The 26,053-nt window shown below is 36.5% G+C and carries 23 protein-coding genes; 6 read left to right on the top strand and 17 right to left on the bottom strand.

From position 1 onward, the window contains the following. Positions 1–138: 138 nt before the first annotated feature. From J2772_RS06870 to J2772_RS06830, 9 genes are all read right to left on the bottom strand, one after another. A complete protein-coding gene (locus tag J2772_RS06870; RefSeq protein ID WP_209914835.1) occupies positions 139–2,310 on the bottom strand; it encodes a TonB-dependent siderophore receptor in 2,172 nt (723 codons plus the stop codon). Between the two features lie 212 nt (positions 2,311–2,522). Further along, a complete protein-coding gene (locus J2772_RS06865; protein ID WP_209914833.1) occupies positions 2,523–3,017 on the bottom strand; it encodes a hypothetical protein in 495 nt (164 codons plus the stop codon). 225 nt (positions 3,018–3,242) lie between these two features. Then, complete coding sequence (locus tag J2772_RS06860; RefSeq protein WP_209914830.1) at positions 3,243–4,037, bottom strand: hypothetical protein; 795 nt, start codon at positions 4,035–4,037, stop codon at positions 3,243–3,245. A gap of 350 nt (positions 4,038–4,387) precedes the next feature. Continuing rightward, positions 4,388–4,831, bottom strand: a complete 444-nt coding sequence (locus J2772_RS06855; RefSeq protein WP_209914827.1) for a hypothetical protein — start codon at positions 4,829–4,831, stop codon at positions 4,388–4,390. A 92-nt stretch (positions 4,832–4,923) separates the two neighbouring features. Beyond that, complete coding sequence (locus J2772_RS06850; RefSeq protein WP_245365161.1) at positions 4,924–5,301, bottom strand: RidA family protein; 378 nt, start codon at positions 5,299–5,301, stop codon at positions 4,924–4,926. 283 nt (positions 5,302–5,584) lie between these two features. Next, on the bottom strand, positions 5,585–8,767 hold the full coding sequence (carB, locus tag J2772_RS06845) for a carbamoyl-phosphate synthase large subunit (protein ID WP_209914821.1): 3,183 nt from the start codon (positions 8,765–8,767) through the stop codon (positions 5,585–5,587). A gap of 59 nt (positions 8,768–8,826) precedes the next feature. Next, positions 8,827–9,180: a four helix bundle protein gene (locus J2772_RS06840; protein WP_209914818.1), complete on the bottom strand. Its 354-nt coding sequence runs from the start codon at positions 9,178–9,180 to the stop codon at positions 8,827–8,829. 41 nt (positions 9,181–9,221) lie between these two features. Continuing rightward, positions 9,222–10,295 (bottom strand): carbamoyl phosphate synthase small subunit, encoded by a 1,074-nt coding sequence (locus tag J2772_RS06835; protein ID WP_209914815.1) that lies wholly within the window; start codon positions 10,293–10,295, stop codon positions 9,222–9,224. A 250-nt stretch (positions 10,296–10,545) separates the two neighbouring features. Continuing rightward, positions 10,546–11,436 carry an aspartate carbamoyltransferase catalytic subunit gene (locus tag J2772_RS06830; RefSeq protein ID WP_245365160.1) on the bottom strand — a complete coding sequence of 297 codons (891 nt, stop codon included), beginning with the start codon at positions 11,434–11,436 and terminating at the stop codon, positions 10,546–10,548. Positions 11,437–11,676: 240 nt separating this feature from the next. On the opposite strand from J2772_RS06830, the gene J2772_RS06825 reads away from it, so the two are divergent. Then, a complete protein-coding gene (locus J2772_RS06825) occupies positions 11,677–12,138 on the top strand; it encodes an Lrp/AsnC family transcriptional regulator (RefSeq protein WP_045495405.1) in 462 nt (153 codons plus the stop codon). A 311-nt stretch (positions 12,139–12,449) separates the two neighbouring features. Here the strand turns inward: J2772_RS06825 and argH are convergent, their stop codons facing one another. The 8 genes from argH to J2772_RS06785 form a co-directional block, all read right to left on the bottom strand. Beyond that, positions 12,450–13,754: an argininosuccinate lyase gene (gene argH, locus J2772_RS06820; protein ID WP_209914812.1), complete on the bottom strand. Its 1,305-nt coding sequence runs from the start codon at positions 13,752–13,754 to the stop codon at positions 12,450–12,452. A 308-nt stretch (positions 13,755–14,062) separates the two neighbouring features. Next, a complete protein-coding gene (locus tag J2772_RS06815) occupies positions 14,063–15,145 on the bottom strand; it encodes a M20 family metallo-hydrolase (RefSeq protein WP_209914810.1) in 1,083 nt (360 codons plus the stop codon). Then, positions 15,120–15,914: an acetylglutamate kinase gene (argB, locus tag J2772_RS06810; protein WP_209914808.1), complete on the bottom strand. Its 795-nt coding sequence runs from the start codon at positions 15,912–15,914 to the stop codon at positions 15,120–15,122. The genes J2772_RS06815 and argB overlap by 26 nt, the downstream gene beginning before the upstream one ends. Before the next feature lie 135 nt (positions 15,915–16,049). Further along, the gene (locus J2772_RS06805; RefSeq protein ID WP_209914805.1) at positions 16,050–17,009 is read right to left on the bottom strand and encodes an N-acetylornithine carbamoyltransferase; all 960 of its coding nucleotides are present in this window, start codon (positions 17,007–17,009) and stop codon (positions 16,050–16,052) included. 196 nt (positions 17,010–17,205) lie between these two features. Beyond that, positions 17,206–18,351, bottom strand: a complete 1,146-nt coding sequence (locus tag J2772_RS06800; RefSeq protein WP_209914802.1) for an aspartate aminotransferase family protein — start codon at positions 18,349–18,351, stop codon at positions 17,206–17,208. A 90-nt stretch (positions 18,352–18,441) separates the two neighbouring features. Then, entirely contained in the window at positions 18,442–19,407 is a 966-nt protein-coding gene (argC, locus tag J2772_RS06795; RefSeq protein ID WP_209914799.1) for an N-acetyl-gamma-glutamyl-phosphate reductase, read from the bottom strand. 54 nt (positions 19,408–19,461) lie between these two features. Continuing rightward, on the bottom strand, positions 19,462–20,658 hold the full coding sequence (locus J2772_RS06790; protein ID WP_209914796.1) for an argininosuccinate synthase: 1,197 nt from the start codon (positions 20,656–20,658) through the stop codon (positions 19,462–19,464). After that, positions 20,630–21,268 (bottom strand): GNAT family N-acetyltransferase, encoded by a 639-nt coding sequence (locus J2772_RS06785; protein WP_245365159.1) that lies wholly within the window; start codon positions 21,266–21,268, stop codon positions 20,630–20,632. Before J2772_RS06785 ends, J2772_RS06790 begins: the two co-directional genes overlap by 29 nt. A gap of 160 nt (positions 21,269–21,428) precedes the next feature. On the opposite strand from J2772_RS06785, the gene J2772_RS06780 reads away from it, so the two are divergent. The 5 genes from J2772_RS06780 to J2772_RS06760 all read left to right on the top strand — a co-directional run bounded on the left by J2772_RS06780 (position 21,429) and on the right by J2772_RS06760 (position 26,051). Beyond that, positions 21,429–21,845, top strand: a complete 417-nt coding sequence (locus tag J2772_RS06780; protein WP_209914793.1) for a helix-turn-helix domain-containing protein — start codon at positions 21,429–21,431, stop codon at positions 21,843–21,845. 241 nt (positions 21,846–22,086) lie between these two features. Further along, a complete protein-coding gene (locus J2772_RS06775) occupies positions 22,087–23,466 on the top strand; it encodes a porin (RefSeq protein ID WP_209914791.1) in 1,380 nt (459 codons plus the stop codon). Positions 23,467–23,674: 208 nt separating this feature from the next. Then, positions 23,675–25,255 carry an MFS transporter gene (locus tag J2772_RS06770; protein ID WP_209914788.1) on the top strand — a complete coding sequence of 527 codons (1,581 nt, stop codon included), beginning with the start codon at positions 23,675–23,677 and terminating at the stop codon, positions 25,253–25,255. 43 nt (positions 25,256–25,298) lie between these two features. Beyond that, positions 25,299–25,526, top strand: coding sequence for a DUF6814 family protein (locus tag J2772_RS06765; RefSeq protein ID WP_209914785.1), 228 nt, complete (start codon positions 25,299–25,301; stop codon positions 25,524–25,526). Positions 25,527–25,592: 66 nt separating this feature from the next. Beyond that, entirely contained in the window at positions 25,593–26,051 is a 459-nt protein-coding gene (locus tag J2772_RS06760; protein WP_209914783.1) for a GNAT family N-acetyltransferase, read from the top strand. Positions 26,052–26,053: the final 2 nt, after the last annotated feature.

The following is a 26,053-nucleotide window of genomic DNA, read 5'->3' as shown; positions in this document are numbered from 1 at the left end:
TATAATGATGGTTTATTACCTACTTAAAATCTTTGATTTTCTAACGCCTTAAAGCAGTATTTCAGTTCTTTCTTTGTGTCATTATGCGTTTCCAACAAACTTTAAGTTTGAGACAATTTGTTTATGGTTTTAAAGGGGTTAGAATTTAAATGCAAAGTTGGCCAGGAGTTCTCTTGGTTTTTGTGGCTGTCCGTAGAAGTTCCAGTAGGTTTGATTCAGCGCGTTATTCATCTTGAGACCAATTCTGTATTTTTTCTTGTCGTAGAACACGGTAGCCCCTACTGTTGTATAAGCCGGTGCAAGGAAATGGTTGCTAATGTTGATATACGTTTTATCTACAAAGTTAAATCCAGCTCCGAAACCTAATCCTTCATAGGTTCCCCCCATGATTTTATAACTAGTCCATAGATTAGCGACATGTTTAGGTGCCCATGCTACTCTTTTTCCAGCATCTTTACTTCTGTCATCATAACGGTTATCATTAAACCCATATCCACCAACGATATTCCAACCTTTCACCGGGTTAATTACAAGGTCCATTTCAAATCCCTGATTTTTAATATTACCATCCTGTCTGCTTCCAAGTCCTCCCGGATCAGCAATAACTCTATTTTTAACTCTCATGTTATAATAGGAAATCGTTGATAATAGTTTTTTACCCAACAGATCTAATTTAAACCCGGCTTCAAACTGGTTTCCCTGTTCCGGATCCCATTTAGTAAGAACACCATCCTGATTAAGACCCGGAGCAATATTTTTAAACCCATTTACATAGTTGGCAAAGAATGAAATTTCATCTTTTTTAATTTCATATACCAAACCAAATTTTGGAGAGAATTGTGTCTGGCTATATCCGTCATTTCCAGCTACTCCATTTCTTTTAATATCATCATTTTTGTAATGATCCATTCTTAAACTGGCCATTACAAGTAAATTATCTGTAACATTTAATACATTGGAAACATAGGCACTGTAAGTACTGTATTGTGTAATTTCATATTTTGTTCCGGTTCTTGGGAGTTTCTTCACAACATCACGGGAGATAGGAGTCCAATCAGAAGTAGCATTCAATTGAATAATATCATTTCCTTTCTCTGTTCCATAATTTTCTCCAATTACTCCATTTAAAGGATAAGGAGCAAAGGCTGAGTTTGTATTTTTACCCACGGTAAATACAGGATATTGGTTTTTGCTGGTCTGTTGGAAATAATCCAATCCTACTACCAGACGGTTTCTTAAACCTCCAATTTTAAAGTCACCCATAAAGTTCTGTTGAATATTGTCTGTTGTGATCTTATAGTTGTCAAAAGGACGTATGCTTCTGCTCACTCTATTATCATCCATATAGTTTAAAACCAAGAAGATGGACTCTTTCTCGTTGGCTTCTCCTCTTTGATATGATGTTCTGGAAGTCCATTGATCATTGAATTTATGGGTAACTTCAGCCATCGTCACAAAATTGGTTCTTTTCGATCCAACATCATTACTGGTAAATGATCTGCCATGAATGGCAGCAAGATCTTTCATCGAATGGTAAGTCAATTTCTCAGACTGTCTTACATAAGCATTCAATGTTTTTTCCGGAGCATGGAATTCTGTGTCTAAGGTTACTGTAGTTTTATCGCTTACTTTATATAAAATACTTCCTGAGAAAAACACTCCTTTGTTATATCCTGCATCCTGAAAAGAATCCTGAGAGTACGCTGCTACATTGAATCTTGCCAATGCTGTTTTTTCTTTATTTAAAGGGGTATTTACATCTGCTGTGATTCTGTTCATTCCCCAACTTCCGGTAGTATAATTGATGATTCCCCCGAAATTTTCCTGCGGTTTTTTGGTCACAATATTCACTACCCCGCCATAATTTGCTAAGGTTCCACCGAATAATGTTCCTGATGGTCCTTTGATTACTTCTACTCTTTCAACATTTGTAATTTCCGACTGTACTCTTGGGTTTTGAATCAATCCGTTTCTGAAACTGGCATTGGAACTGAAGCCTCTCAAAAAAATATCATTACCACTGTCGTTCACACTATTGCTAACTACCACTCCCGGCGCTGATGCCATTGCGGTATTGAAATCTGTAGCATTCATTTCACTGATGATTTCTTTAGGAACAAGATTGTAAACCGTTGGATTTTCAAGGTTTTCCAAAGGAAGTCTTGCTACTGATTCGGATTTTTTGGTTCTGTAATTATGGGTTCCCTGAAGGGATACTGATTGGATTTCGGCTACTTTAAGGGTATCACTTTCCTGTGCACTTAACATGGTGACGGCTAATAATGATACAGAAATAATAGTTTTTTTCATTTTTATAATTAAGCTTAGTGCCGCAAAATTACTTTATTTTTATTAATTCTAAATAAAAACATGACAGAAATCATAAAATTATCTTATTGAAAAAGCCCATTAATAAAGGGTTTATGAAAGCTCACAAACCCTTTTATTTCAATACTGCATGAAATTTAAACAGTATATTTTATATCAATGTATTTACATTTTATCTAATTCATTTCTATTATTTAAACAACAACCATCATAGACATATAATAGTTTGCACAGTGTAATGAAGTAAGCAATAGAATATCTTTATTGGAATACATCTCAAAGTCATTGGAAGTAGTGATCTGATATTCATAATTCAGAAGGTTCCATTTAAACTGAGGTTTCATTACTAAGAGTTCTGTTCCCACCTTATCTGTAAGTACAAATGAATCTTTGAAAACCCCTCTGTGCTTAAATACAAAGCTTTCTTTTACTCCATCAAAATAGGTTTGCACAATTATTTCGCCATTCCAGTTCATTCTAAACTTTAAAAGAACCTTTTCGTTGTCCTTCAATTCAATGGTTGTTCCCCATAAACCCTTGGGCTCAACCTGAAAACTTTGATGGTCCGCCAGCTCAATCACAGCATTAAAATTAAACCAACTTTTATAGGTAATTTTTCCTGTCAGTTGAGCATCATTGATGAGTTCAAAGGATAAAGAATCACTAGATTTTGCGTAATATTCTGCCATGGTTGTTTTATAGTTTGATGGAATTTGATCAGTTTATCATAATTCCTGAATAATTTATTTATGATCCCCTAATTTACAACCTCTTACATAAATCAGCAAAAAAAATTAAATAGTTTACTTTTTATATCCATTTTATCCGAACCGATAGTTCCATTTTTCGTTATCAAATACAAACTTTCTCTGCCACTAGTACCGGGTAACAATAAATGGCCAGAATACTGTTGATTATTTTGTTTTCAGATATATTCCTTCAATAGTGGCATTCATTCCGAATTGCCCGCTGCATACTCCCTGGGTATACTGAACCACAGCAAATCCTTTGTAGAACTTCACTCTAAATTCACAATCATCTGTATCCGCCAGTTTATATACAAAATCGGTTGCTTTCAGGCTGATGGTGTCATCGTCTATTTGTGCAAGATTTCTTGCCGGTTCCCCGGTAACTGATGTTATTCCAAAAACAGCTTTTGAATCTGGCAATCTCTTAATTTCTAAATCTCCCTGATAGCCTGCTTCACTATACTGGTAACGGTAACGACCGAACAGATCTCCTAACTTTGTTTCTATCCCATCTGAAACGAGAGCAGTATCCTTCTTTACAAGATTAAGTACAAGCTCTTTTCTGGTCTTTGGTGAAAACCAACTTCCTTTGAAAGTGCCTTCCGCTGGTTTTCCGGTAATGACGCCCGTTATATTTCCAGATTTTTCAAATTCTAAAATTCTGTAGCTATTATCATCTTCAATGGTTCCTAAAAGTGTTATAGGCAATTTATTTTTAGTATTCAGGTAGGTAATTTCTCCGACAATTAGATTACCATCCACTTGGTAATGGATAAACACCGGGGTTTTTCCATTCAGAAATCCTTTCCAGGATATTTCTTTCCCGGACGGATTTTTCACGGATGCCAAAGTGATGTATTTTTTTTGGAGTACAGAATTAGAAGCTTCAACTTTTTTCTCAGACTTATTACAGGAAGTAATTGTCAATAACGGAATGTAAACTAAATATTTGTATTTCATGGTGATGTACATCTCTTTATGCTAATATACGGCCTAGGCAGCAATTTAGATTATTTTTATACAATTATTTTATCTGAATAATAAATTTGAAATCCTACAATTGATATCGCAAATTGTTGCTGATAATAAATATCAAACATGTGAGCTCAATCTTTTTCAATCATAATGCCCAACATTCTTCTGAATAGATTTTATATGATTGTTTTCGAATATAATTAAATAGTGCTCTCCGGTTGTCATTGAGTATTCTGTAAGGAAATTCGTGTATTTGTATTCTAAACCTAACAGGTTTTTGAAACCTGTTAGGTTTATTTTCAAGCATTAATAAGAAATTATATCTCACAAAATATTCATTCAATTTTATAAACATAATCATTACTGATGAACTTAGTCTTATTCTTCAATTCTTCCGGACTAAAGGTTTTTCCATTAACCTCAACGCTTTTAATCCTATATCTCCAGTTTCCGTTATGGCTTCTGTCAATCCTTGTAGTTGAATTGGGCTGAACTTCCAAAATAATGGCAGAATCTTTTACTTCTATTTTTTCAATGGACTTAAGGTTTTTGATTTTTCGAAAATCTCGGGGAGACAATATTCCGTTTTCATAATTAAATCCGAAGCCGGCAGGCTCATCCTTAATGGCTTTTGAAATCGGGTAATTATAATTAATCATTATTATTTTGGGGGTTCCGGTCTGGTTTTGAATATAAAACTCGGTCAAATAAGAACATCCTAAAAGCATCAGAACGAAAATAGAACTTAAAAATCCTAAAGTAATTGCCTTAATACTCATTTTAGTTTAGATGGTTTTTCTAAAAATAAATAGATTATTTTTAGAATGGTTTCTTCTGTACCCGCAAAAAAGGCTCACGGATTTATTGACAATTATTTCGGCAGATGGGCAATTAATTCAACCTCTACTTTGGCTGAAGGCATATATAATCGTTGTATTTGTATCCAGGTAGCTGCAGGAAAGTCTTTTTTGTAAAATTTTTTCCTGACGTAATTTAATTTTTTCATTCCATCTATATCTGTTGTATATAGATTCTCTTTTACAACATTTTCAAATGTTGCTCCAAAACTAGCCAATGAAGCTTTTAAATCATTATATACAGATGTAATTCCTTCTGGAGTTATTTCGCTTGCTACAGCTCCTGAAATGTATAAAATATTATCAACTTTTAATACCTGTGCATAACCTGCAATGGTGTCTTGTTTAACTTTATTGTTGTTCCAATGCCATTTTTCTTTTTTTATTTTCATTTCCTGCGAAAAAGTTTCACAGAAAAGAAAGAAGAAGGAAAGTAATACAATTTTTTTCATAATCGATAATTTTAATCTTTTGTTTTTTAAAGGTTTTTAACCATATCTGCATTGCTGAATCTGAAAATCAATGTACGAAACAGAACTCAATATCAGTTAACCCAAATAAATTTCCTTCACTAATTTAAAACTTTTAAGCAAACAAAATATTTAGAGATCAATTCTTTACATAAAAAAATCCCGCAAGATAACCTGCGGGATTGGGAATATTTGTTTTCCGAAATTACATGGTCTCCATTTTGAAGCTCATGCTTTCGATTACTTTTAGAATTGCTTCTACCGTATCCATTGAAGTTAAACAAGGAACTCCGTTTTCCACACTCATTCTTCTGATCTGGAATCCATCTCTTTCTGCCTGTTTACCTTTAGTAGTGGTGTTTACAACATACTGAACTTTTCCTTTCTGGATCAGGTCGATAAGATTTACGCTTTCTTCTCCTATTTTGTATCCTATTTTACAAGGAATCCCTTTTTCTTCGAAGAATTTCGCTGTCCCTTCTGTAGCCCAGATTCTGAAACCTACTTCATGGAACCTTGCTGCCAAATCTGCTGCTTCCTGCTTATGCTTGTCTGCAACTGTGAACAAGATAGAACCGTGCATTGGAACTTTTCTTCCTGCTGCTACCAATCCTTTGTAAAGGGCTTTTTCTAAAGTAGTATCTTTCCCCATAACCTCTCCTGTAGACTTCATTTCAGGGCCTAAAGAGATGTCAACCTTTGTCAGTTTTGAGAAAGAGAATACCGGTACTTTTACAAAGACTCCTTCTTTATTCGGAACTAAACCGTTTTTGTACCCAAGATCTGCTAATTTCTGTCCTAAGATCGCTTTTGTTGCAAGGTTTGCCATTGGAACCTCTGTGATTTTAGATAAGAAAGGAACTGTTCTTGATGACCGTGGATTTACTTCGATCACATACACGTTTCCTTCGAAAAGTACGTACTGGATGTTCATCAATCCAATCACTTTCAATCCTTTTGCTAATCTTTGAGTATAATCTACTAAAGTATCTATTTCACTTTGAGAAATGTTCTGTGGCGGATATACTGCGATAGAGTCTCCGGAGTGAACCCCTGCTCTTTCGATGTGCTCCATAATCCCTGGAATGACCACTGTCTCACCATCGCAGATCGCATCTACTTCAATTTCTTTTCCTACCATGTATTTATCAACAAGGATAGGATGCTCAGGGCTTGCTTCTACTGCAAATTCCATATAGTGCGCCAGCTCGGCTTCGGTATACACAATTTCCATTGCTCTACCTCCCAAAACATAACTTGGACGTACCAATACCGGATAACCGATTTCATTGGCAATTTCTATTGCTTCTTCTTTTGAGGTTGAAGTTCTTCCTTTTGGCTGAGGAATTCCAAGCTCTTGTAATGCTTTTTCGAATTTATCTCTGTTTTCAGCTCTGTCAAGATCTTCTAACGAAGTTCCTAAGATCTGTACTCCGTGAGAAGCTAATTTATCTGCAAGGTTGATTGCTGTTTGTCCTCCGAACTGTACTACTACTCCTTTAGGTTTTTCAAGCTCGATGATGTTCATTACATCTTCTTCTGTTAAGGGTTCGAAGTATAATTTATCTGAGATAGAGAAGTCTGTAGAAACTGTTTCAGGGTTGTTGTTGATGATGATCGCTTCGTACCCCATTTCTTTGATTGCCCACACTGAGTGAACTGTTGCGTAGTCAAACTCAACTCCCTGTCCGATTCTGATAGGTCCTGAACCTAAAACGATGATCTTTTCTTTATCAGAAACTACACTTTCATTTTCTTCTTCGTACGTTCCGTAGAAATAAGGAGTTTCACTTTCAAACTCAGCGGCGCAGGTGTCTACCATTTTGTACACCGGCATTATCCCGTTTTCTTTTCTGAAGTTGAAAATTTCACGCTCTTTCACATCCCAAAGAACTGCGATATTGATATCTGCAAAACCTAATCTCTTAGCTTCGATTAATGTTTCTTTATCAAATTTGTTTTCAGCAATAACTTTTTCGAAGTCTACCAGCTTTTTCAGCTTCCAGATGAAGAATTTATCAATTTTGCTCCATTCTACGATTTGTTCCCAGTCGTATCCTCTTCTTAAAGCATCTCCGATGATGAATAATCTCTCATCATCACACACTCTGATTCTTCTTTCGATTTCTTCAGCAGTAAGTGCCTGAGCCTGCTTAGTCTTTAATCCTAAATGCTTGATTCCTGTTTCTAATGAACGGATCGCTTTCTGTAAAGACTCTTCAAAGTTTCTTCCGATCGCCATTACTTCACCAGTAGCCTTCATCTGAGTAGAAAGTCTTCTGTCTGCCGTTTCGAACTTATCGAATGGGAATCTTGGGAATTTAGTAACTACATAGTCCAAAGCAGGTTCGAAACATGCGTATGTTTTTCCTGTTACCGGGTTCATGATTTCATCAAGAGTTAATCCTACAGCGATCTTTGCAGCAATTTTTGCAATCGGATATCCTGTTGCCTTACTTGCTAAAGCTGATGAGCGGGAAACTCTAGGGTTTACTTCAATGATATAGTAATCGAATGAATGTGGATCTAAAGCTAACTGTACGTTACATCCACCTTCAATTCCCAATGCTCTGATAATTTTTAAAGAAGCATTTCTCAATAACTGATATTCTCTGTCTGAAAGGGTCTGAGAAGGTGCTACTACGATAGAGTCTCCTGTGTGAACTCCTACCGGGTCAATATTTTCCATGTTACAAACTACAATCGCGTTGTCGTTTGCATCACGCATTACTTCGTACTCAATTTCTTTGAAACCTGCAATTGATTTCTCGATAAGACACTGTGTAACCGGACTGTGTTTTAGTCCCAATTCAGCAATCTCTTTCAATTCTGCCTCAGTGGAAGCAATACCTCCACCTGTTCCTCCCATGGTAAAGGCAGGACGAACAATTACAGGATATCCGATCTCGTCAGCAAAGGCTAATGCTCCTTCTACTGTGTTTACAATATCAGATTCCGGAACCGGCTCATTCAATTCTCTCATCAATTCACGGAAAAGGTCTCTGTCTTCTGCTCTGTTGATGGCAGAAAGCTTAGTTCCCAATACTTCTACTTTGCATTCTTCAAGAATTCCTGATTTTTCCAGTTCTACCGCCATATTAAGACCAGTCTGGCCTCCAAGTGTTGGTAGTAATGCATCCGGACGCTCTTTTCTGATGATGTGGCTTACAAACTGTAATGAAATCGGCTCAATATATACTTTATCAGCGATTTCCACATCTGTCATGATTGTTGCAGGGTTTGAGTTAATCAAGATTACTTTATAGCCTTCTTCTTTCAAAGACAGACAAGCCTGCGTTCCTGCGTAATCAAATTCAGCTGCCTGACCGATGATGATAGGTCCTGAACCGATTACTAAAATTGTTTTTATATCTGTACGTTTTGCCATTTTTCTTTTTTTAGATACAAGATGTTAGATGTCAGATTTCAGACTTCCAACAGGATGTTTTACTTTTTTAAATTAGATTTGAATGTATAAATCATTCTTTGAATTTCATTCAGATTTGATATTAGACTATTGACTTTTTCTACGTCAAGTAAATTTAATTCTCTAGTTAAAATTAACTGTGTCTGCAACTCAAAAGAGGACGCATTTGCAATTCCAAGAAAGTGATAAAATTCTTTATCATTATTTCTTCCTGCTCCCTCTGCTATATTTGAAGGAATAGAAATTACAGATCTTTTAATTTGAGAAATTAAACCAAACTTTTCATCTTTAGGTAATTCTGCACAAATGGTGTAAACTTGTTTTGCAAGTTCAATCGATTTCTGCCAAAAAACCAGTTTTTCAAAATTGTGCATGATAAAGTCTGTTATCTGATGTCTAATATCTGAAGTCTTTCTTATTTCTTAAAGTCTTCCATTAACTGGATGAACTCATCAAATAAGTAGTTTGCATCTTCAGGGCCCGGGCTCGCTTCAGGGTGATACTGAACTGAGAAACAAGGGTGGATTTTGTGTTTTAATCCTTCGTTGGTTCTGTCGTTCAGAGCGATGTGAGTTTCTATAAGATCTGTTCCTTTCAAACTTTCCTGATCTACTGCATATCCATGGTTCTGAGAGGTTATTGCTACCGTATTTTTCGCTAAATCCAGTACCGGGTGGTTTCCTCCTCTGTGTCCGAATTTCAGTTTAAATGTTTTTGCTCCACAAGCAAGACCAATTAGCTGGTGTCCTAAACAGATTCCGAAGATTGGAACTTTTCCTAATAATCCACGGATCATATCTAATGCGTGTGGTACATCTTCCGGGTCACCAGGACCGTTTGAAAGCATAATTCCATCTGGGTCCATCAACAGAATGTCTTCTGCTGTAGTATCGTGAGAAACCACGATGATGTCACAATTTCTTTGAGATAATTCTCTGATGATTCCCAATTTAGCACCAAAATCTACCAATACTACTTTGAAACCTCTGTTAGGGTTTGCGTAAGGTGTTTTAGTAGAAACCTCTTCCACCTGATTGATTGGGAAAGTGGTTGTTTTTAGCTCTGCAGCTGTCGCTGCTTCGTCTGCATCTGCATTCACGATTTTTCCTTTCACAACTCCTGAGTTACGAAGAATTCTTGTTAGTCTTCTTGTATCGATTCCTGAAATTCCTGAAAGGTTTTTCTTTTTAAATAATTCATCTAAAGTAATCTGAGTACGGAAGTTGGAAGGAAGATCACAAAGTTCTTTTACGATAAGTCCTTTAATTGCCGGCTCAATACTTTCATAATCATCACGGTTAATACCATAATTCCCGATAAGCGGATAGGTCATACAAACTATCTGACCACAGTAAGATGGGTCAGAGATCAATTCCTGATACCCTGTCATTCCGGTATTGAAAACTACTTCTCCTGCAGTTTCCAATTCTGCTCCGAAACCTTCTCCATGAAACACTTCACCGGACTCCAGTATTAATTTTTTCTTCATTTTTTCTATTTAGATTTTCTTTTTTATTAACACGTTGCCTCTACGAGGCTTTTTTATATCCCAAGGGTTTTACCCTATTGTTATTAATAGTTATTAATAGGGAGGTGTCCCTACAATTGCTATTAACAGGTCACCCCTACGGGGCTCACATAATCATTGTCTTTATTATCTTCCAGGGGTTTCACCCCATGGCTATTAACAGGTCGCTCCTACGGAGCTCACCGTACTTTTTACTTTTATCTTGGCTCTTTTACTTAAAGGTAAATCCTTTTTCTTCCAATGCATCTTTTAAGATGGCCATTCTGGCGAAAACACCGTTTTCCATTTGTCTGAAAACTCTTGAACGCTTACATTCTACTAAATCTGAGTCAATTTCAACTCCTCTGTTGATAGGTGCCGGATGCATGATGATTGCTTCTTTTTTCATAGCCTGCTCTCTTTCTTTAGTCAGGCCATATCTTTTATGATAGTCAGATGCTGTGAAGCTCATCGCAGCATCATGTCTCTCATGTTGAATTCTCAATAACATCAGAACATCTACTTCAGCGATCAGTTCGTCTACTGAAAGATAAGTTCCGTTAATTAATGCTCCTTCATCAAACCATTGTTCGGGTCCTGAAAAATATACTTTAGCGCCTAATCTTCTTAAGGCTTCAGCATTTGAGTTGGCAACACGGCTGTGTTTTACATCTCCTACAATTCCTATTTTTAATCCTTCAAACTTTCCGAATTCCTGATAAATGGTCATCAGATCCAGCATACATTGTGAAGGATGATTTCCTGTTCCGTCTCCACCGTTGATTACAGGAATTTTAATATTATTCAGTTCCTCAAAATATCTGTCTTTCTTATCTCGGATCACTACCAGATTTACTCCAAGACTTTCAATCGTCTTAACAGTGTCATAAAGACTCTCTCCTTTATTTACAGAACTGTGCGACGCATCAAAAGGAACAACCTGCAATCCTAATTTTCTTTCTGCGATATCAAAGCTTGTCTTTGTTCTTGTGCTATCTTCGAAGAAAAGATTGGAGCAAAAAACTTCGCCTTCAATTTTAGCAGTTTTTCCATTACTGAAAGCCAGTGCTTCTGTCAGTATACTGTTGATTTTCTCGGTACTTAGTTCTGTAATCGTAAACATAATCTTAATTTTTAAGCATAAAAAAAGCGAAGACAACAATCTTCGCTAATAACAATAAATATCGTAAAGGGCGCTTTCGCCCGGTAAATCTAATGATATAAATGCTTTTTTATTCATTAGGTGCAAAGATACAACAATTTTATGAACCTACAAAAACAAAGTTTAAAATAAATTAAAACCCTGAGTATTTCCTTATTCTCATTTAAAATTAATATTTTTGTTACAACGCAACATTATTCTATGGATTTAAAAGACAAAATGATTCTCAGCATTATACAGGAAGACTCTACTTTATCAGTGAAAGAAATTTCAGAAAAGATTGGTCTTACCTTTACTCCAACGTATGAAAGAATCAAACAATTGGAGAAGCAGGGGATCATTCAGAAGTATGTAGGTCTTTTAAACCGTGAGAAACTGGGTCTGAATATTGTAGTCTACTGTAACGTACGTCTTAAAGAGCAATCCAAGAAAGTTTTGGAAACCTTCGAAAAACATATTGGAAAGTATGATGAAGTACAGGAAATCATCAGTCTTTCCGGGGAGTATGACTACATGCTGAAGATTATTGCCAAAGATATCAACTCTTATAATGAGTTTGCTGTCAACGTTATTTCAAACATTCCTAATATCGGACAGTATCACAGTTCCATCGTCCTTCATGAGGTGAAAAAATCTACCAAGTTCAAGATTGATCTTGAATAATTTTTAAATTTTTAAACCATTAAGAAACTTTAAGTAGTGAAGAAAAGTTAAGAATATTCGCAAGCGAATGACAAAGCTATGCGTTAAATTTCAAACTTTTCTTAACTCATCATATCTTAAAGTTCTTTCAAGAACCTTTCTGGTTCTCATCACAATCATCAAATTCAAAGATCAAAATAAAATCCGACCATTAAGACCGCTTAAGCAATTAAGATTTAAGGATTTCACAACGATAAAACATAAGGCGGTTCTAAAGTAATTTTTAGATTTTTATGTTCGCTCAAGCTTTTATTATCTTAATGGTTCAGATTTTAACCTAATAATTTATTCTTCAGTTTATTGAACTGGTATTCTATTTTATCCAGGCAAAGATTACCTATACTTCCCTGGTGAGTATGATCCAAAGCACCCGGCTCAAATTCAAACTCATTGTTTTCAATCTCCTGCCCTACTTTTACATAAGCATCTCGGAAAGAGCTTCCGTTTTTCACTTCTTCATTAATCTTTTCTACGCTGAACAGGTATTTATATTTTTCATCCTCCAGAATTCCATCTTTTACCTGAATATTCGGCAAGGTATAGCTTAAGATTTCCAGACATTCTTTTAATGAATCAATTGCAGGGAAAAGAATTTCTTTTGTCAGCTGCCCATCTCTGTGGTATCCGGATGGAAGATTATTCGTTAATAAGATCAGTTCATTCGGTAACGCCTGAATTCTGTTGCATCGTGCTCGAACCAGTTCAAAGATATCCGGGTTCTTTTTATGGGGCATAATACTGCTTCCTGTTGTAAATTCTTTTGGAAAGCTAATGAAATCAAAGTTCTGGTTCAGATACAGACACACATCATAGGCGAATTTCCCAAGTGTTCCTGCTAAAGTTGCCATTGCCATTGCCAATAACTTTTCTGATTTTCCACGAGTCATCTGAGCATACACCGAATTATAGTTCATGGATTGAAATCCCAGATTATAAGTAGTACTCTCACGGTTGATCGGGAAAGAGGAACCATACCCTGCTGCTGAACCAAGTGGGTTCTTATTAATGATATTTTTGGTTGAAAACAGCATTTCAACATCATCTAAAAGTGCTTCGGCATACGCCCCAAACCACAATCCGAAAGAGGAAGGCATGGCGATCTGCAAATGGGTATACCCCGGAAGCAATACATTTTTATGCTGATCTGCCAATTGGATTAAAATCTGGAAAAACTCATCGGTAAGAGCTGTTATCTCACGAATCTCATCCAATAAATACAGTTTAATATCCAATAAAACCTGATCATTTCTTGATCTTGCTGTATGGATTTTTTTTCCGGTGTCTCCTAATTTTGTAATCAGGATTGCTTCTACCTGAGAATGGATATCCTCAGCTTCTTTATCAATTTCAAAATTTCCGCTTTCAATTTCCTGTAAAATATCGTTTAATACCGTCAGCATCTGTTCCGATTCTTCGTGAGAAATAATTCCGGTTTCTGCAAGCATTTTACAATGTGCCATAGAACCTTTAACATCATATTTCGCTAAACGTTCATCAAAGTCAAGGTCTTTTCCTACGGTAAAGTTATTGACTAATATATTGGTGGCCAGGTCGTCCTTTTGCCATATTTTTTTCATAAGTAAGTTTTGATTTTCTAAGACTGCACACATCGTTTACCGATTTTATCACAGTCCGATTTAAAATATTTGATTGATTTTGACTGGCCCAGCAAGGCGATCCTTATTACTATTAACTATAAAAAAACATTTCCTTATTATTTAAAGTTCCTTTCTAATGGTATTTTTTGCATAAATCTTTATTAAAAACGAAACTTTAATGCCTGCTGAGCGTAGTCAAAATATATTTGAAGAAGGCTGAATTAAGAGACTGAAATTTCATTATCAACTGAAATAACTTCCAACTTCAAGCTCCCCGCTTCCATCCTTTATAACACTTTTTCCAAAATCTGGATATAGATCTCAATTCCTTCTTCTATTTCATTGATATAGATGAATTCATCTGCTGTATGCGAGCGCCTACTGTCTCCGGGACCTAATTTTACAGATGTACATGGAATGATGGCCTGATCTGAAGATGTTGGTGAACCATAGGTTGTCCTTCCTATTTCCAAGCCTGCTTTTACGAACGGGTGATCCATTTCTATTTTCGATGAATTCAACCTGAAAGACCTCGCAGTAAGCATTGATTTCATCTGTGACTGGATAATTTCAAAGGCTTCTTTGTTGGAATATTCATCTGTTACCCTTACATCCAATGTGAAATGACAGGATTCAGGCACAACATTATGCTGTACTCCGGCATGAATTCCGGACAGAGTTACTTTAACTTCACCCAGGTAATCTGAAACCTTCGGAAATTTAAAATTTAAAATTCCCTGCAGATCCTGCATACATTTTATAATGGAATTATCGTCATTAGGATGAGCAGCATGAGAAGGAGTTCCTTTCATCTCTCCGTCAATTACCAACAGTCCTTTTTCAGCTATTGCCAGATTCATCTGCGTGGGTTCTCCTACAATGGCAAGTTCTATATTGGGTAACTGTGGAAACAGAGCCTCGATTCCGTCAAAACCTGAAATCTCCTCCTCTGCTGTCAACGCAATCACTAAATTATATTCTAAATCTTCTTTATCATAAAAATGTAAAAAAACCTGTGCCATAGAAACCAGAGAAGCTCCGGCATCATTGCTTCCCAATCCGAAAAGTTTACCGTCTTTTTCAATTGGTACAAACGGATCAAGGGTGTAAGCTTTATTAGGCTTTACCGTATCATGATGTGTATTCAGTAAAACTGATGGTTTAAATACATCAAAGTTTTTATTCACCGCCCAGATATTGTTTTTAAAACGCTTAGTTGGGATCTGATGTTTCTTGAAAAAGTTTTCAATCTCCACCGATGTATTGAATTCATCTTTACTGAATGAAGGAATTTCAATCAGCTTTTTAAGCAGCTCAACAGCATTATTCAACAATTCTTCTTTATTATAAACAGATTTCAGTTCCTGCATGATGATTCTCTATATGGTTTTTCAGTTCTGTTTCTTTAATCAGAAACACTTTATTTACATTATTCTTTATGGCTCCAAGAGCGTTTTCAAGTTTGGGCAAAATCCCTTTGTGAAGCTTTCCTTCTTCTTTCAGCGTTGTAAAATCCTCTTCAGAAATACTTTTGATAAGAGATTCCGGATCATCAACATTTTCCAACACTCCCTGCTTATCAAAACAATACAACAGTTCTACTTCATATTTCTCCGATAAAGCCTGTGCCATCACAGAAGCAATCGTATCTGCATTGGTATTAAAGAGATTTCCTTTTTTGTCATGGGTAATAGCAGAAAAGACAGGAATAAGGTCCAACTTAATGAATTTTGAAACAAGCTTCTTATTCACACTCTTCTTATTAATATCACCCACAAATCCGAAGTCTATTTCAGGATGTTCTCTTTTTTTAGCTTTAATCAGATTTCCATCTGCTCCAGAAAACCCTATGGCATTACATTTTTTCTGCTGTAATTTTTCAACAATATTTTTATTGATTCCACCAGCATATACCATCGTTACAATATCCAATGTATCTTTATCCGTAATCCTCCTTCCGTTGATCATCTTCTGCTTTATGCCAAGTTTATCAGCCAAAGTAGTTGCCAACTTCCCTCCGCCATGCACAAGGATTTTCTTTTCTTTAATTTCGGAAAACTGATCTAAAAACTGATCCAGCAATCGTTCATCATCAATGAGCGCTCCGCCTATTTTTATGATGTATATTTTCTGTTTCATTTTTATTTTACATTTATTGTATTGGTAGACTGATAGGAATAAATTCCTATCTTGGGTTAAATCGTCCCTTCGGGACTCTGTTTCTATTGTTTACCATGTCAAGGTTTTAAACCTTGACATGGTTGATTTAAATAACTATTCAGTTTTCAATTCGTCTAAAATTTCGCTGAAGACAGCCTGTGCTGAGAAAATACGGTTCTTTGCCTGTTGGTAAATGATGGAATTTTCTCCGTCCATTACTTCATCACTTAATTCTACATTACGACGAACCGGAAGGCAGTGCATTACTTTTGCCTGATTGGTATTCGCCAGTTTTTCATTGGTAAGCATCCAATCTTCTTTTACTTCAGGCATTGCAGCATAGTCATCAAAAGAAGACCAGTTTTTTACATAAATAAAGTCTGCATCTTTTAATGCTTCCTCCTGATTGTGAATCACTTTTGTATCTTTTGTAAAAGCCGGATCCAAATCATATCCTTCCGGATTAGTGATTACCAACTCAACATCCATTTCCTGCATCCATTCTGCAAAGGAATTTCCTACAGCATGAGCAATCGGTTTGATATGTGGAGCCCAAGTTAAAACTACTTTTGGCTTATGATCTTTTTTCCAGTTTTCTGTAATGGTAATGCAATCAGCAAGACTTTGTAACGGGTGACGGGTTGCTGATTCCAAAGAGATAACAGGAACTTTTGCATGCTGCTCAAACTGGCTTAAAATGCTTTCATTCACGTCATCCTCCTTGCTCTTCATTCCTGCAAAACAACGTACTGCAATGATATCACAATATTGGTTTAAAACCTCAATAGCATCTTTGATATGCTCTACAGTATCTCCGTTCATCACAGCTCCGTCAGCAAATTCAAGATTCCATGCTTCCTGTGCTGCATTTAACGTCAATATATTCAAACCAAGGTTCTGTGCTGCAATCTGGCTGCTTAAACGGGTTCTTAAGCTTGAATTTAAAAATACAAGTCCTATAGTTTTCCCCTTTCCTTTTTCTGTTTCTGAAAGCGGGTTTGCTTTTATTTCTAAAGCTTTTTTTATGATTTCCTGTAAGTTTTCTACATCACTTACAGCGGTGAATTTTTTCATTTTAAATTGATTTTAAAGATTTCTACCTATAATTCTTTGATTCAACCACAAAAATTTTACTTAAACACTTTTGTTACTTTTGTGGTTTAAAGATTTTGAAGGCTAGTTACTCTGTTTAGATTCCAACGGAATGACAAATATTGCGCTAGAATTTTATCTTCCCTTTCTTATTTTGTATTCTGCCTTCCTAGTCTCTTTAATCTTCAATGCTTTCCAATACTGTTTTCAGAGCATTGATAAAAAGATCCGTTTCCTCTTTTTTGATATTCAGTGCAGGAAGAACCCTCAACACGGTTTTATCATTAGAGTTTCCGGTGAAGATATGATGATCGAACAGTAAGCTCTTCCTTACTTCTGAACAGTCTCTGTCGAGTTCTATTCCGATCATCAACCCTTTCCTTCGGATAGATTTAATATGTGGTAAACCTTTAATTTCACTTTCAATATGCTCACCCATTTGTTGAGCGTTTTCGATAAGATTTTCATCTTTCATGACATCCAGAACCGCAATCGATGCTACACAAGCTAAATGATTTCCACCAAACGTTGTCCCCAACAAACCGTTACTTGCCTGGAATTTAGGATGAATTAAAACTCCGCCAACCGGAAATCCGTTCCCCATTCCTTTGGCTATGGTAATGATATCTGCTTCTATTCCAAATTCCTGATGAGCAAAGAAATAACCGCTTCTTCCGTATCCTGACTGTACTTCATCCAAAATCAACACAGCGTTATATTTTTCACATAACTCTTTAATTTTAGATAAAAACTCTGCCGTTGGAATCATGATTCCTCCTACACCCTGAATCCCTTCAATGATTACTGATGAAATCTCATTTCCATGTACGGTAAAGGTTTCTTCCAGCTGTTTGATGTCATTCCATTCAGATTTGATGAATCGTTCTGAAAAGTTCACAGGAGCAACAATCTTAGGATTATCCGTTACCGAAACTGCTGCAGAAGTTCTTCCATGAAATGATCCTGAGAAATAAAGCACTTTGCTTTTTTCATTGTGAAAAGAAGCTAATTTTAATGCATTCTCATTGGCTTCAGCTCCTGAATTACATAGAAAAAGGTTATAATCTTCATATCCTGAAAGTTTTCCCAGTTTGTTGGCCAATTCTACCTGTAATTCATTCTGAACTGAGTTGGAATAGAAAGAAATCTTCTCTAGCTGCTCTTTCAGTTTGTTTTGATAATGCGGATGGTTGTGACCAATAGAGATTACAGCATGCCCTCCGTAAAAATCAAGATATTGTTCTCCTTTATCATCCCAAAGGAAAGATCCTTGGGCTTTAATCGGGTTTATATTAAATAATGGATATACGTTGAATAAATTCATGTCTTTTTATAAATGATAATTGATAAATGATTAATGATACGAGGTCCGAGTTTATGCGTTCCTGTACATTTCAGCTAATACATTACTGCATTAAAATGCTATTGGTTTCAAATTCAAACCTGTATTTTCTTCCCAGCCCATCGCGATATTCATGTTTTGTACAGCTTGCCCTGAAGCTCCTTTCAACAAATTGTCAATCGCTGAGTGAATAACGGCAACATTCCCACTCTTTTCAATCTGAATCACACAGCGATTGGTATTGACAACCTGCTTTAAATCAATTGCCTTTTCACTAACTGTAACAAAAGGCGCCTCCGCATAAAAATCCTGATACAATTGTTCTATCTCCTTAAGCTCCAAATCTGTTTTCACTGTAGAACTTGTAAAAATCCCCCTTGCAAAATCTCCTCTCCATGGAACAAAATTCAGGTTTACTTCTTTATTATTATATGAAATCAACTGTTGTAAAATCTCCTCCACATGTTGATGGGTTAAAGTTTTATAAGCTGATATATTATCATTCCTCCAGGTAAAATGCGTTGTCGTCTGTAAAGACTGTCCCGCTCCTGTAGAACCCGTAATTCCGGTGGTGAATACCTCATCTAACAACGCTTTTCCTGCTAATGGCAATAATGCTAACTGAATGGCTGTGGCAAAGCATCCCGGATTGGCAATACTTTTTGATCCTGACAGTTGTTTTTTATTGATTTCCGGCAATCCGTAGATAAAACTTCTGTTTGCAAAGTTTCCATCCAAACGGAAATCATTTCCTAAATCAATAACCAATGTTTCTTCTTTAACCGGATTTTGAGTTAGCCAGTTCTGACTTTCCTTATGGGGAAGGCACAGAAAAAGAACATCCACCTCTTCCGGTTGATCTGTAAGCACCTGCTCACAAACTGTCGTTAAATCCGGGTACAAATCAGAAATTCTTGTTCCCGAATTCGAACGACTATATAAAAAACTCAATGTCACATGGGGATGAAAAGCCAGTAAGCGTATCAGCTCACTTCCTGTATAACCGTTGGCTCCGACTATTCCTACTGTTTTCTTCATTTTCAAACTGACAGGACTGCGTCCTATCTTGGGTTAAACCGTTCCTTCGGAACTTTAGTTGATATTTTGGTTGATTTGGTGATATATGTTTAAGGAGTTGCTTACAATTTTCGTGTATCCTTTTACATCTTCTCCTGTCCATGCTCTGTTGGCTTCTCCGTAGCTTCCGAATTTATCAGACATTAAATCGTGATCAGATTCAATCCCGTTTAAAACAAATCTGTATGGATGAAGGGTTACAAACACCTTTCCACTCACTGTTTTCTGAGAATCCGTTAAGAAAGATTCAATATTTCTCATCACCGGATCTAAGAAAAGCGCTTCATGAAGCCAGTTTCCATACCAGTCTGATAACTGGGATTTCATCATTTGCTGGTATTTTGAAAGCGTATGTTTCTCCAATAAATGGTGAGACTTGATAATCACTGAGGCTGCCGCCGCTTCAAACCCTACTCTTCCTTTAATTCCTACAATAGTATCTCCCACATGAATATCACGACCAATTCCGTAAGCAGAAGCTAATTTTTCTATCTTCTGAATGGCATATACAGAATGTTCAAAGCATTCTCCATTCACCCCTACAACCTCTCCATTTTTAAACTCAATCTCCAATTCTGAAGGTTGAATTTCCTGAACCTGAGATGGAAACGCTTCTTCCGGCAGATAATTTCTTGATGTTAAAGTCTCTTTTCCTCCTACAGAAGTTCCCCAAAGTCCTTTATTCACCGAATATTGCGCTTTATGAAATTCCATTTCATAGCCATGGCTTTTCAAAAATTCAATCTCTTCTTCACGGGATAAAGCCATATCACGGATCGGTGTAATGATCTCGATATTCGGACACATTACGTGAAAAATCAGATCAAAGCGAACCTGATCGTTTCCTGCGCCTGTACTTCCGTGAGCAATAGCATCTGCTCCTATTTCAATGGCATATTTTGCAATTTCCTGCGCCTGAATGGTACGTTCAGCACTTACAGAAAGAGGATACGTGTTATTTTTCAGTACATTCCCGAAAATTAAATACTTTACACAAGAATTGTAATAATCTTCCTGAGCGTCTACGCACCTGTACTCTTTTACCCCAAGGTTTAAAGCTTTTCTTTCCAGTTCTTTTTCTTCTTCTTTGGAAAAACCTCCGGTATTTACAGTAACCGCATACACATCATACCCCAGTGTTTCGCTAAGATATTTTGCACAGTAGGAAGTATCTAAACCTCCACTAAACGCTAAGATGACTTTCTTGTTCATTGCTATATTTAATTTCTGGCTGCGTATTCGCAACACTGTTTATTTTATTATCATCAGGCTGATTGTTTACAACCTCATTCTTTTTTATATTTTCCGGAACAAACAACATCGCTGTACATAAGCAGTTTTTACGTTCCTTTTTCATTAAAATCTCATAGTTCACACAGTTCTTACAACCGCTCCAGAACTCCTCATCCTGAGTTAGTTCAGAATAAATCACCGGCTTGTACCCTAAATCACTATTGATTTTCATTACCGCAAGACCTGTTGTTAATCCAAATACTTTTGCTTCCGGATATTTTTCTCTAGATAACTGGAAAACTTTATGCTTAATTTGAGTAGCAACTCCACCATGCCTGAATTTTGGGGATACAATCAATCCCGAATTAGCCACAAACTTCCCATGTGACCAGGTCTCTATATAACAGAAGCCCACCCACTCTCCGTTTTCAGTAGCTACCACAGCATTGCCTTCTGAAATCTTCTTACTCAAATATTCTATGGAACGTTTTGCGATTCCCGTTCCTCTACGCTGTGCAGAATCATACATTTCCTGCTGTATTTCACTCACATACATTAGATGTTCGCATGAGGAAATTTCTATTTCCATTTATTTATCTAATTTTTTTGGCAAATTTAAAATATAATTCCTTTAAAAACCAAATTAAAAAGATATTTTTTTTGTTTTAAAAAATTATACAGGTAAAATTATCTTTATTCAGAAATATATATTTGCTAATTTATTATATATTTGCTAAAATAATATAGTTATGGAAAATATATGTCCAAAATGCAAGAGCAACAAAGTAGTTAAAAGCGGTATTGTTAACGAGAAACAACGGTTTCACTGCAAAAGCTGCAACTATTATTTTACTGTTAAAAAACTGGGAAAACAGATTGATGACTATTATGTAACCAAGGCATTACAGCTATATCTTGAAGGCTTGAGCTACCGCGAAATTGAAAGAATTATCGGGGTTTCTCATGTCACCATAAGTTCATGGATCAAAAAATACAACATCACAAGGCCTCCACATTCGGAATTCCATCCTGTTTATAAAATACTGAAACAAAATGAATTAATTGAATATATTGCTAAAGAAGAGAATATCAAAAACGCCGGGATTATCATTACTCAATTTGCAGATAAGTATATGCTGATTAAGTGGGAAAGGTTTAAGAAGTAGATTTGGGGTTCAGGAAGCGAGATACGAGGCACTAAGCGCTAGAGTCAAAAATACTAATAGCTTAATTATCATAAATTTAAACATAAAACAAATTCAAAAATCCGGATCACGAAACCCGAAACTTGCAACACGCAACAAATCATACCTATACTATTACCACTAATATATATTAAATTTTCGTAAACAAATTATTAATTCCAATTTGGCTTTCACAAAAAACAACGCCAAAAATTGATAATTTATGAAGAAATTACTTACATTAATTGGAGTAGCCTTAATCAGCGGTTCTATGTATTCGCAGGGTTCTCCAGATTACGGCAGTGGATTAAAAATAAACCTCAATCCCGAGGGAGACAAATTCATCAGATTTATTTTATGGGATCAGCTTTGGCTAAGAAACAGCGCCATGAATCCCGGAAGTATGGTTGGAAATGAACCTACAGACAATACATGGAATCTGGGAAACAGACGATTACGTGCCTTAACGTACGCACAGATCTCCAAAAGATATATGATCCTTCTTCATTTTGGAATCAATAATCAAACGTTCATTAACGGCGGTGCATCAGGTACGTCTGGAACAGGAGGTTATGGAAACGGAAAAAAAACCCAGCTGTTTTTTCATGATGCCTGGAACGAATACGCAGTTATTTTACCTGGAGAAGCAGGAAAATTCAGTTTATCTTTAGGGGCAGGGCTTCATTATTACATGGGACTTTCCCGCATGACCATGGCTTCTACTCTTAACTTCCTTACCGTAGATTCTCCGGTATTCTCCTGGCCATTGATTGATAATTCGGATCAGTTTGGAAGGCAAATTGGAATGTTCGCCAAGGGTAAATACGGAAAACTGGAATATCGTTTCAGCTTAAACAAACCTTTTGCTACAGACCTTGCTCCTGCGAATGTAACCGATCCGTCAAAGGCTGTAGCGGTAGACAATAATGGAAATCCAAGTTTTTCAAAAGCAGGATATGTTGAATACCAATTCCTTGATGAGGAATCCAACACCTTACCTTTCAAAGTAGGATCTTATCTGGGAACGAAGAAAGTTTTCAATGTGGGAGCCGGGTTTTATCATCAGGCAGATGGAACCAGAACTTCCGTGAATTCAAATGTTGAAAAACATGACATTACTCTTTTTGCAGTAGATGCTTTTGCAGATATTCCACTGGGAGAAGCAAAAAACAAAATGGCAGTTTCTGCTTACGCCGGATATTATAACTACAATTTCGGTCCAAACTATGTAAGAAATCTGGGAACAATGAATATTGCAGCTTCTGATCCTAATTTTACAGGCAATAAAGCCATTGCAGGCCCCGGAAATCTACAACCAACTATCGGAACAGGTAATATTATCTACGCGCAGGCCGGTTTACTATTGCCAAGTCAGGCAGAGAAACCAAAAATCAGAATACAGCCCTTTGCAGCTTATACTCATAAAAACTTCGAGGCTTTTGATAAATCATCTTCTCAGTTTGATATTGGAGCGAACTGGTTTATTGACGGGCATCATGCAAAAATCACAACACAATACTCCACAAGACCGGTTTACACCAATCCTACTGAAAGCCCGTCTTCAAAAGGAGAATTCATTGTACAGTTCCAAATTTACTTATAAAATTAAAACCATTAAGAAGGATGAAGAATTTAAGAAAAGTTAAACCTCATCAAGGAGGATGATGAAGAAGCTGTTGTTAAAATAGCTTCAGCTATATTCTTAATTATCCTTAAGCACTTAAAATTCCTTAATGGTTCAGAAAGAAAATCTATCCAACGGTATTTGGAAGAATTCAAAATTACTTTACTAACATCAAAAACTAATCAATATGAGCGAAAATCATCACGAAAGCTACGAAAATATGACTGACAGGCAGAAAAACCGAACCATTTGGAGCGTTATCACCGCCTCATCACTCGGAACACTGATAGAATGGTATGACTTCTATATCTTCGGAAGTTTAGCCATTGTTTTAGCCACCAAGTTTTTCCCGGCAGATAATCCGACTGCAGCATTTTTATCTACACTAGCCACTTTTGCAGCGGGATTTGTAGTAAGACCTTTTGGAGCTCTATTCTTCGGAAGACTTGGTGACATTATCGGAAGAAAATATACTTTTCTTGTTACTTTATTGATCATGGGCTTCTCCACTTTCCTTATCGGATGTATCCCAAGTTATGAAACCATTGGATTTCTGGCTCCGGTTTTGGTTTTAATCCTGAGATTATTACAAGGTCTTGCTCTTGGAGGGGAATACGGAGGTGCTGCCACCTATGTAGCAGAATATGCACAACCCCATCGAAGAGGTTATTGGACTTCATGGATCCAAACTACAGCCACAGCCGGGCTTTTTATTTCACTGATCGTTATTTTAATCACCAAGAGCACGCTTTCTCCCGAAGAATTCGATGGTTGGGGATGGAGAGTTCCTTTCTGGATTTCAATTCTAATGGTAGGGGTTTCCTATATTATCAGAAAAAATATGAAAGAGTCTCCGCTTTTTGCAAAGGCGAAAAGTGAAGGAAAAACTTCTAAAAATCCTTTGAAGGAGAGCTTTGGTAATAAATTCAACTTTAAATTTGTTTTGCTTGCTCTTTTCGGAGCTGCTATGGGGCAAGGGGTAATCTGGTATACAGGGCAGTTTTACGCGATGAGCTTCATGCAGAAAGTAATGAATATTGATTCTACTCAGGTAGATTATTTAATGGCCACCGCATTATTTTTAGGAACTCCTTTCTTTGTATTCTTCGGTTGGTTATCAGATAAAATCGGACGAAAAGCCGTGATGATGACCGGAATGCTGGTGGCTATTTTAGCCTATAGGCCGATTTATGACAGCATGTTCAAAAGTGTAAGTCTCGAAAATAAAACAGTAGCTTCCAGCGGAATTACAGAAAAAAGAACCGCTAAAATTCACAAGGATATCGCTACAGACAGCCTTGTTACCTTCCATAAGGAAACTCTTTTCACAGATGGAACTCTCATTAAAAAAGACAGTATTGTTCACTGGTCACCAAGCGGCCCGGTTATGAAAGATGGAAAAGCTGAAGAGCCAAAGGTTTCACAATCTGTAAAAGTGAGCAATAGTACAAAATGGTATCTGGTCTTCCTGGTATTCATACAGGTTATCTTCGTAACAATGGTTTATGGACCTATTGCAGCATTCCTTGTTGAAATGTTCCCGGTGAGAATCCGTTACACCTCTATGTCTTTGCCTTATCATATTGGAAATGGTGTATTTGGAGGCCTTCTTCCTGCCGTAGCTACTTATCTGGTGACTACCGGAAAAGAAGCCGGACATGCAACATGGTATCTCGAAGGGTTATGGTATCCGATTGGAGTGGCAACAGTCTGTCTGATTATCGGATTAATTTATCTTAAAAATAAGAACAATAATCTTCACGATTAATCATTGAATCACTTAAATTTTTATTAATTTTAAAACTACTAAAATGAACGGACTAAAAAAAATATTAGGCATCCTCTGGATCGCAATTGCAGTGATCGTAGGATATTTTGGAATTACAGTAATGGGAATTCCCAAGATCACTTCAGGAAAACAGGAAGATCTGGTTTTCGGAATCATCATCCTGTTTGTACTGATGCCGATTATCTCAGGCGGAATGGCTGTTTTCGGTTATTATGCTTTAACAGGAGAATATTCTGACGAAAAAATTTAAAAGCAATATAAAACAGATAATTGATGGATGCCACATTTATCAATTATCTGTTATCAATTATAAAAAATGAACATCACAATTAAAGCAATTCCTCGTCCCTCTGAAGATAAAAGAGTTATTGATCTAGTCCATAGATTAAATACTTCTCTTATTACAATCTCCGGTGAGAGTGGAGGCAAAAGTGCAAACCTTGAAGACTTTATACAGGAGAAAGCTTTGTTTCTGATTGCTGTAAGTGATGAAAAAGCTATAGCCTGCGGAGGCTTTCGCCCCCTCTCACCAGAAATATGTGAGGTTAAACGCATGTTCTCCATGAAAAAAAACATAGGGCTAGGCGGAAAGATTCTCTCAGCCTTAGAAATAGCTGCAAAACAATTTGACTATAAATACATCTATCTGGAAACCCGTAAAAAAAATGAAAATGCCGTGAAATTTTATCTGAAAAATGGATATAAGGTCATTGAAAATTATGGAATTTACATCGGACGTGAAGAAGCCATATGCTTCAGTAAAGAACTAAAATAGTT

The sequence above is a fragment of the Chryseobacterium jejuense genome (genome assembly GCF_017877355.1).
Taxonomy (GTDB): Bacteria; Bacteroidota; Bacteroidia; order Flavobacteriales; family Weeksellaceae; genus Chryseobacterium; species Chryseobacterium jejuense_A.
This window is presented reverse-complemented; position numbering and strand designations above follow the sequence as displayed.

Bases quoted from the DNA above. Each gene is read 5' to 3' on its own strand.
- J2772_RS06870 (WP_209914835.1), bottom strand. From the start codon at position 2,310: ATGAAAAAAACTATTATTTCTGTATCATTATTAGCCGTCACCATGTTA.
- J2772_RS06865 (WP_209914833.1), bottom strand. From the start codon at position 3,017: ATGGCAGAATATTACGCAAAATCTAGTGATTCTTTATCCTTTGAACTC.
- J2772_RS06860 (WP_209914830.1), bottom strand. From the start codon at position 4,037: ATGAAATACAAATATTTAGTTTACATTCCGTTATTGACAATTACTTCC.
- J2772_RS06855 (WP_209914827.1), bottom strand. From the start codon at position 4,831: ATGAGTATTAAGGCAATTACTTTAGGATTTTTAAGTTCTATTTTCGTT.
- J2772_RS06850 (WP_245365161.1), bottom strand. From the start codon at position 5,301: ATGAAAATAAAAAAAGAAAAATGGCATTGGAACAACAATAAAGTTAAA.
- carB (WP_209914821.1), bottom strand. From the start codon at position 8,767: ATGGCAAAACGTACAGATATAAAAACAATTTTAGTAATCGGTTCAGGA.
- J2772_RS06840 (WP_209914818.1), bottom strand. From the start codon at position 9,180: ATGCACAATTTTGAAAAACTGGTTTTTTGGCAGAAATCGATTGAACTT.
- J2772_RS06835 (WP_209914815.1), bottom strand. From the start codon at position 10,295: ATGAAGAAAAAATTAATACTGGAGTCCGGTGAAGTGTTTCATGGAGAA.
- J2772_RS06830 (WP_245365160.1), bottom strand. From the start codon at position 11,436: ATGTTTACGATTACAGAACTAAGTACCGAGAAAATCAACAGTATACTG.
- J2772_RS06825 (WP_045495405.1), top strand. From the start codon at position 11,677: ATGGATTTAAAAGACAAAATGATTCTCAGCATTATACAGGAAGACTCT.
- argH (WP_209914812.1), bottom strand. From the start codon at position 13,754: ATGAAAAAAATATGGCAAAAGGACGACCTGGCCACCAATATATTAGTC.
- J2772_RS06815 (WP_209914810.1), bottom strand. From the start codon at position 15,145: ATGCAGGAACTGAAATCTGTTTATAATAAAGAAGAATTGTTGAATAAT.
- argB (WP_209914808.1), bottom strand. From the start codon at position 15,914: ATGAAACAGAAAATATACATCATAAAAATAGGCGGAGCGCTCATTGAT.
- J2772_RS06805 (WP_209914805.1), bottom strand. From the start codon at position 17,009: ATGAAAAAATTCACCGCTGTAAGTGATGTAGAAAACTTACAGGAAATC.
- J2772_RS06800 (WP_209914802.1), bottom strand. From the start codon at position 18,351: ATGAATTTATTCAACGTATATCCATTATTTAATATAAACCCGATTAAA.
- argC (WP_209914799.1), bottom strand. From the start codon at position 19,407: ATGAAGAAAACAGTAGGAATAGTCGGAGCCAACGGTTATACAGGAAGT.
- J2772_RS06790 (WP_209914796.1), bottom strand. From the start codon at position 20,658: ATGAACAAGAAAGTCATCTTAGCGTTTAGTGGAGGTTTAGATACTTCC.
- J2772_RS06785 (WP_245365159.1), bottom strand. From the start codon at position 21,268: ATGGAAATAGAAATTTCCTCATGCGAACATCTAATGTATGTGAGTGAA.
- J2772_RS06780 (WP_209914793.1), top strand. From the start codon at position 21,429: ATGGAAAATATATGTCCAAAATGCAAGAGCAACAAAGTAGTTAAAAGC.
- J2772_RS06775 (WP_209914791.1), top strand. From the start codon at position 22,087: ATGAAGAAATTACTTACATTAATTGGAGTAGCCTTAATCAGCGGTTCT.
- J2772_RS06770 (WP_209914788.1), top strand. From the start codon at position 23,675: ATGAGCGAAAATCATCACGAAAGCTACGAAAATATGACTGACAGGCAG.
- J2772_RS06765 (WP_209914785.1), top strand. From the start codon at position 25,299: ATGAACGGACTAAAAAAAATATTAGGCATCCTCTGGATCGCAATTGCA.
- J2772_RS06760 (WP_209914783.1), top strand. From the start codon at position 25,593: ATGAACATCACAATTAAAGCAATTCCTCGTCCCTCTGAAGATAAAAGA.